Genomic DNA, 6,645 nt, shown 5'->3' with positions numbered 1-6,645 from the left:
AGGCCGACACCCCGACCGGGTACAGCCGCGCCCCGGCGGTGCTGCTCATGACCAGCGGGGTGCCGTCGTGGGCGAGCAGCGTGCCGCGCGGGACAGAGCGCACCTTGGGCTGCGGGTCGCGCGGCTGCAGTTGCGGGGCGTGGCGGGCAAGCTGCACCAGCCCGTAGGCCACCGCCCCGAAGTAGCAGGCGAAGGCGATGATCACCACCCAAACGCGGTGCAGGCTGGCCTGGGTCATTGCCCCTCCTCGGCCCACTGGGCCAGGCTCATCGGCACGAAGCCGTTGTTCTTGGCCCACTCCCGCAGGGCCAGGGCCGAGGCGCTCTGGTAGTGGCGGAGGGTGAGCTCGAGCACGCGGTCCTCGAGCTCGGCGCGGGTCTGCTCGAGCCGGGCGATGGCCTGGTTGGACGACTGGTTGATGTACCCCAGCACGCTCAGCGCGGCCAGCAACAGCAGATACAGGCCCCCCCACCGACCGATCACCCTCATTCGCGCTCCCCTTTCCGTTGTGCCGCGCGCAGCTTGGCGCTGCGGGCCCGCGGGTTGGACTCCATCTCTTCCGGCTGCGGGATCACCGGCTTCTTGGTGAGCACCGTGAAGCCGGGGTGGTCCCTGAGGAAGTGTTTGACCAGGCGGTCCTCGAGCGAGTGGAAGCTGATGACCACCAGCCGCCCGCCGGGGCGCAGCACCTGCGCCGCCCCCTCCATCAGCTCGCGCAGCGCGCCCAGCTCGTCGTTGACGTAGATGCGCAGCGCCTGGAAGGTGCGCCGCGCCGGGTGCCCGGCCTCGCGGAAGCCCGTGGCCTTGCGCACCACCTCGGCGAGCTGGGTGGTGGTGCGGATGGGCCGGGCCTCCACGATGTGGCGGGCGATGCGGTAGGCGCGGTTCTCCTCGCCGTAGGTGCGCAGGATGTCGGCGATCTCCTCGAGGTCGAAGGTGTTGACCACCTCCTCGGCGGTGAGCTCGCCCTCGCCCATGCGCATGTCCAGCGGGCCCTCGAGGCGGTAGCTGAAGCCGCGCTCGGGGTCGTCGAAGTGGTAGCTCGAGACGCCCAGGTCGGCGAGGACGCCGTCCACTTGGGCGACGCCGAGCTGGGATAGCTCGGCGGTGAGGTGGCGGAAGTTGGCCTGCACCAGCCGGAGCTTTGGCAGCTTCAACGCCCGGGCCCGCTCGACGGCCTGCGGATCCTGGTCGAAGGCCACCACCTCGCCCCCGCGCTCCAGGATGCCGCGGGTGTGCCCCGCGCCCCCCAGCGTCGCGTCCACGTAGAGGCCGCCCGGGCGCACGTCCAGCCACTCGAGCGCCGCCTCGAAGAGCACGGGGGTGTGGGAGAGGCCCTGTTCCACGCCCATCACCCCACCAGCCCCCGCAGCGCCTCCGGCGCGGGCGGGTTCGAGAGCACCTGGTTGATGTTCTCCCACCAGCGCCCCTCGCTCCACAGCTCCAGCCGCGTAGGAGCCCCGGCCACCACCACCTCGTTGGACTCCTCGATCCCCGCGAACTTGCGCAGGGGCGGCGGGATGGTGACGCGCGAGGCGTTGTCCATCTGGGTCTTGTGCGCGCCCATGTAGAAGAAGCGCATGAACTTCTGCGCCTCGAGGTCGATGAGCGAAAGGTTCACGAGCTGCTGCTCGATCTTGCTCCAGGCCAGCAGCGGGAAAAGGTAGAGGCAGCCCTCGAGGCCCCTCGTGATCACCACGCCGTCCTCGATAAAAGGGCGAAAGGGTTGTGGTATCACAACCCTCCCTTTGTCATCGAGGCTATACTGGTATTCACCGAAGGGCATCGTCTTTTCTCCAGGTCAGGCCTTGGGCTTCCCTTCGCCAACGGGGTTTTGGGTGGATTTCCCACTGGCATTGCTGTTCTGCAGCCAATCTACCACAGAACTCCCACGTTCTACCACTGTGTCCCACCCTGGCCCCACCTTCCTCCCACCTGCGACCCCCACGGCGGCAGGCGGCCGGGCAGCCGCGAGCTAAACCCGCAGATTTTGCCTTGGTGATGGGCTTATCCGGCCCTCGAGCGGGCGTGGCGAGCGGCCCGTGCGCGAATTGGCAGTTATGGTGGAAAAAGAACCGATAACGAAGCTCTGTTGGGGGCGAAGAAAGCTAAAGAAAACATTAAGGCCCTACCGGCGGAAATTGCGGTAGGGCAAGGAGAGTGGGACGACAAGACAAAATCCCCTCCGTGCGGAGGGGATTCACGTAGGCGTTGGTTGCCTGGGAAGAGGCGTAAGCCGGGTTCTGTTTCCACGGTCATCTATCTGGGATCGCTGTCGCCAGCGACCTCGAGCGGCCAATCCCTCCAGGTAAGCGAGCCGGGCAAGCTCTCCCTGGGGTGCGCGAGGGCATGCCCTCACGTAGGCCTTGCACCGGGTGGGGTTTACCTAGCTCCCCCTGTCTCCAGGGGCACTGGTGGGCTCTTACCCCACCGTTTCACCCTTACCGCCCGCTGCCGGAGCAGCGAAGCGGCGGTCTGCTCTCTGTTGCACTATTCCGTCGGGTTACCCCGCCCAGCCGTTAGCTGGCACCCTGCCCTGTGGAGCCCGGACTTTCCTCAGATGGTTTCCCATCCGCGACCGTGCCCTTTTCCCAGGCAAGTTTTTATTTTACTGCAACAACCCCCTTAGCTCAAATTGAAGCTCAGCCTCTTCAGCGGGCGACACCTCCTGGCGGCTAGCGCGAGTGACGTACACGCATACCGGGTGTAAACTAGAATGTACTCAGCTAACGAGCCGGGCCACTGGATCCGCCTCTGGAGGAGAAAACGCATGAGCCCATGGACCGATTTTCTGATGATCGCGAGCGCGCTTTCCGCCCTCGCGGTCACTCTTTTCCGGGTGAGGCACCAGGCGGTGATCATCCAGGCCCTGGTGATCTCCTTCCTCCTGTCGACTTTGGTGCTTCACACCCCCGACCTCGCCCATCACAGGATTGCCCTGTCCTTACTTACTACGTCGATGATCGGATGGAACCTGGAGTATCGGATACGCTCCCGATCGCCCGTGCGGTTCGTTTACGCGGTGTTGATCGCTTCGGCAGCGTTGGTCCCCTATTCAGCGCTGATGAAGGCATACGTCCCGTGGCTAATAATCGCAACCCTGATCACCGCGATGATCTCCATGCTGGGCTTCAGCTACCGCAGCCGCTCGAGCCCCTCTGAGAAGGGCTGAGCGAAACAGGGCCTATGGCTTTCGACCACGGTCGGAGGCTTCCCCATGAGCCACGAGCCGGAATTCGGCGCCTCTTGGCTCCCGACCCCCGACCTCGGCCCTTCCTACCCTCCTGCCACCCGCTCGATGACCCGGCGCACCTTGTCCCCCGGCGCCACCGGCCCCAGGGCCTTGGTTACCGCGCCGATGGCGGCGAGGGGGGTCTTGAACTGGCTGAAGTCGATGTTGGCCCGCACCCAGGCCTCGATCTCCTCCTCGGTCATCTCCTTGGGGAGGAAGCGGTCGAGGAACTCGAGGTCGGACTGGTTGCCGGTCTCCTCGGCCGTGACGCGCAGGGCCTTGAGGATCTTGACCGCGTCGGCGTCGGGGAGGGGGCGGCCGTCGCCCTTGCGGTCCATCTCGGCCTTGATCACGCGGGCGAAGTCGAGGGTGGTCTGGTCCTTGGCCTTCATGGCCTCGACGATGGTCTTCTTGATGGCGTCGTAGATTGCCGTGCTCATGAGACCCAGTGTAGCGGCTGTGGGGCTTTCGCAACTGCGCGGGCGCTCCCTTTGCGGGTAGAATTTGCTTCACGCCATGCCCTACCGAGTGCCCAAAAGCCGCCTGTTGCCCCCGCGCACGGCTCGAGAAGTCGAGCGCCTGCGGCTGGGCGAGGTGGTGCGCCAGGGCTTCGCCAAGAGCCCGGTGCTGGTGCTGGCCGCGGGGGCGGGGTACGGCAAGTCCACGCTGATGGCCTCGCTGGCGGCGGGCTCGGGGGTGTGGGTCACGCTCGCCGAGGACGCGCAGGACCCGGTGGTGCTGGGCTGGTACCTGCTCGAGGCCTACCGCTCCCGGCTCGGGGGCCACGCTCTCGAGGTCGAGCGTGCGCTCGAGCACGGGGCCTGGGCCCAGGCGGCGGAGGGGCTGCTCGAGGGGCTGGCCGCGCACCCGAACCCGGTGGGCACGGCTCACACCCTGGTCCTGGACGAGGCCCAGCGGGCCGCCAGCCGCGAAGCCCTGGCCTTCTTGCGGATGCTCTCGCAGGCTCCGGGGCTGCGGATGGCGATCCTGACCCGCCGTGCGGCCCCCTGGGAGGTGCTGGGGCGGGTGCTGGGCGAGCGGGAACTGGCCTTCGACGCGGCGGAGGCGCTCGAGCTCGGCCGCGCCGTCGCGCCCGAACTCCCGGCCTTCGAGGTCGAGCACGCCCACAGCCTGGTGCAGGGCTGGCCGCTGGGCCTGCGCCTGCTGCTGCGGGCCATGCAGCGGGGGGCCCGCCCCGAGGAGGCCTTCTACGCCCACCCCGACCCCGCCGGGCTGCTGGCTTACCTGCTGCCCCACCTGCCCGAGCCCGTGCAGAAAGCGGCGGCGCGGGCGAGCGTGCTGGGCGAGCTCGACCCGGAGGAGCCCGGCTGGGCCGACGAGGCAGGCCGCCTCGAGCCCTACGCCAGCGACCTGCTGCTCGAGCGCGTGGGCGGCCGCATCCGCTTCCACCCCCTGGTGCGCCAGGCCCTCATGAGCCTGCTCGAGCCCGCCGAGGTGCGCGGCCTCCTGACCCGCGCCGCCGACGCCGCGCTGGAGCGGGGCGAGGGGGTGCGGGCGGCGGGGTACTTGCTCGAGGCCGGGCGCTTCGGCCACGCCGCCGACCTGGTGCTGTCCCAGGGTGAGGTTTGGCTGCGGCGGGGCCTGACCTACACGGTGCTGGCGATGCTCGAGCGCATCCCCCGCGACATGTTCGCCACCCGGCCCGGCCTGCGCTACCTCCACGCCGAGGCCCTGCGCCAGGCCGGGCGCTACGCCGAGGCCGAGCAGATCTACCGCGAAGCCCTCGAGGCCGGCGTCGAGCTCGCCAACCTGGGCCTGGCCCGGCTGTTCCTCGACACCGTGGAGCCCGCGCGGGCCTGGCCCTGCCTCGAGGCCGCCCGGCGCGCCTTCCCCGAGGAGAGCCAGCGCCTGTGGGCCGAGAACCTGCTCAACAGCGGCCGGGTGGCCGAGGCGCGGGCGCTGGGCCTGGACGGGCCCCGGCTCTGGCTGCGCGGCGGGGAGCCCGACCGGGCCCTGCAGGAGCTGCGCCGCGAGCACACCCGCACCGCGCCGGTGGCCCAGAACCACCGGGAGGGCACGCTGCTTCTGGCGCTGCTCGAGGCCACCGCCGGGGACGCAGCCAGCGCCCAGGCCATGGCCCACAAGGGCCGGCGGGAAGGGGAGACGCTGGGCAGCCCCTTCGTGGTGGCTCTGGCCGAGGCCCGGCTGGGTCACGCCCTGCTGGCGCAGAACCGCTGGGACGAGGCCCGCCGGGCCTACGAGCGGGCCCTGGCGCTGGCGGAGGGTGGCCCGGCCCGGCTCAAGGTGGAGGCCCTGGGCGGCCTGGCCGCCGTGGAGGACGCCCGCGCCTACGCCGACATGATCCGCCTGAGCCGCGAGGCCGGCGACCCCTGGGTCGAAGCCTTCATGACCCTCGCCATAGCCTACGCCCACCTGCGCCGGGGCGAGCCCTTCGCCCTCCCGGCCCTCACCGCCCTCGAGGACCCCTTCCTCCTGGCGCTGGCGGCGGCTTACCCCTGGGACCCCGGCTCGCCGGAACTGCTCGAGCGCTACCCCTTCCTGACCGCCAACACCCTCTTCGCCCCGCCCGTCCACCGCACCCGCCGTTTGCTGTGGGAGGCGGGCAAACTGCCCGTGCCCTACCACCCCGGGGTGCGGGTCGAGGTCACGGCCCTGGGCGGGCTGGGCCTGCGGGTCGAAGGACGGGAGGTGCGGCTCAAGCGGGAGAAAACCCGCCTGCTGCTGGCCCTGCTGCTCCTGCGCGACTGGAGCAAGGAAGCCCTGGTGGAGGCGCTCGAGATCTCCGACGGCGAGTTCCGCGTGCTGTGGTCGGAGCTGCTGGGGGCGCTCGAGCCCGGCCGCCCCAGCCGCGTGCCCGGCTACTTCCTCAAGCCCTACGGCCTGGCCCGGGTGCCCGAGCTGTGTGTGGACCTCTGGCAACCGCAAGCGGGCAGCGCCCTGCCGCTCGAGGGCTTCGACCACCCCGAGATCGACCGCTTCCGCGAGGAGTACCGCTCCTCCCGCCGCCAGCAGTTGCTGCAAAGCAACGAGCCCGCGTCCTGGCTCGAGGCCCTGCACCTGGAGCCTACCGACGAGACGGCGCTCGAGCGCCTCCTCGAAACCCCCCTGGCCGCCGAGGCGTGGGGCCTTTATGCCGCCGCGATGCGGGAATTGGGGCTGGAACCCGACCGGCGGCTCGAACGCTTTCGCAGCTTGCGGTAGGGGTGCGCGTTGAAGTGCGTCCTAGGACGGGCAAATAGCCATATTCGAGGTGTCGTGCCTGGAACCAGTGGGAACGTGGCGAGTACTGGCGGTGAATAATCGGGGCTTGGCAGCGCTGACTATGGCAGGGATGAGGCCTACCAACACACGGCAGGTAGCCCACAACAGCGTCTTGGAGGAAAGACTTACGCAAAGCCTCAAGAACTATCCAATGCCGGGATATCGCATCC

The 6,645-nt window shown here is 69.3% G+C and carries 6 protein-coding genes, 1 other RNA gene and 1 pseudogene; 2 read left to right on the top strand and 6 right to left on the bottom strand.

The genetic code is table 11. The features are described 5' to 3' along the window. The 5 genes and pseudogenes from MEICH_RS30195 to rnpB all read right to left on the bottom strand — a co-directional run. Positions 1–238 (bottom strand): annotated as a pseudogene (locus MEICH_RS30195) (penicillin-binding protein 2); the annotation flags it as partial. Beyond that, complete coding sequence (locus MEICH_RS0114850; protein ID WP_027893304.1) at positions 235–489, bottom strand: hypothetical protein; 255 nt, start codon at positions 487–489, stop codon at positions 235–237. The gene MEICH_RS0114850 and the pseudogene MEICH_RS30195, both read right to left, overlap by 4 nt. Further along, the gene (gene rsmH, locus MEICH_RS0114845; protein ID WP_027893303.1) at positions 486–1,352 is read right to left on the bottom strand and encodes a 16S rRNA (cytosine(1402)-N(4))-methyltransferase RsmH; all 867 of its coding nucleotides are present in this window, start codon (positions 1,350–1,352) and stop codon (positions 486–488) included. Before rsmH ends, MEICH_RS0114850 begins: the two co-directional genes overlap by 4 nt. Beyond that, on the bottom strand, positions 1,352–1,786 hold the full coding sequence (gene mraZ, locus MEICH_RS0114840) for a division/cell wall cluster transcriptional repressor MraZ (RefSeq protein ID WP_027893302.1): 435 nt from the start codon (positions 1,784–1,786) through the stop codon (positions 1,352–1,354). The genes rsmH and mraZ overlap by 1 nt, the downstream gene beginning before the upstream one ends. Positions 1,787–2,216: 430 nt before the next feature. Beyond that, an RNA gene (gene rnpB / locus MEICH_RS27280) (RNase P RNA component class A) lies at positions 2,217–2,594 on the bottom strand. 176 nt (positions 2,595–2,770) lie between these two features. Between rnpB and MEICH_RS25240 the strand changes: the two genes are divergently transcribed. Next, positions 2,771–3,172 carry a hypothetical protein gene (locus MEICH_RS25240; RefSeq protein ID WP_157202803.1) on the top strand — a complete coding sequence of 134 codons (402 nt, stop codon included), beginning with the start codon at positions 2,771–2,773 and terminating at the stop codon, positions 3,170–3,172. Positions 3,173–3,276: 104 nt separating this feature from the next. Here the strand turns inward: MEICH_RS25240 and MEICH_RS0114830 are convergent, their stop codons facing one another. Then, on the bottom strand, positions 3,277–3,672 hold the full coding sequence (locus tag MEICH_RS0114830) for a GatB/YqeY domain-containing protein (RefSeq protein ID WP_027893300.1): 396 nt from the start codon (positions 3,670–3,672) through the stop codon (positions 3,277–3,279). 76 nt (positions 3,673–3,748) lie between these two features. Between MEICH_RS0114830 and MEICH_RS0114825 the strand changes: the two genes are divergently transcribed. After that, the gene (locus MEICH_RS0114825) at positions 3,749–6,415 is read left to right on the top strand and encodes a hypothetical protein (RefSeq protein ID WP_027893299.1); all 2,667 of its coding nucleotides are present in this window, start codon (positions 3,749–3,751) and stop codon (positions 6,413–6,415) included. Positions 6,416–6,645: the final 230 nt, after the last annotated feature.

The sequence above is a fragment of the Calidithermus chliarophilus DSM 9957 genome (assembly GCF_000430045.1).
Classification (GTDB): domain Bacteria; phylum Deinococcota; class Deinococci; order Deinococcales; family Thermaceae; genus Calidithermus; species Calidithermus chliarophilus.
This window is presented reverse-complemented; position numbering and strand designations above follow the sequence as displayed.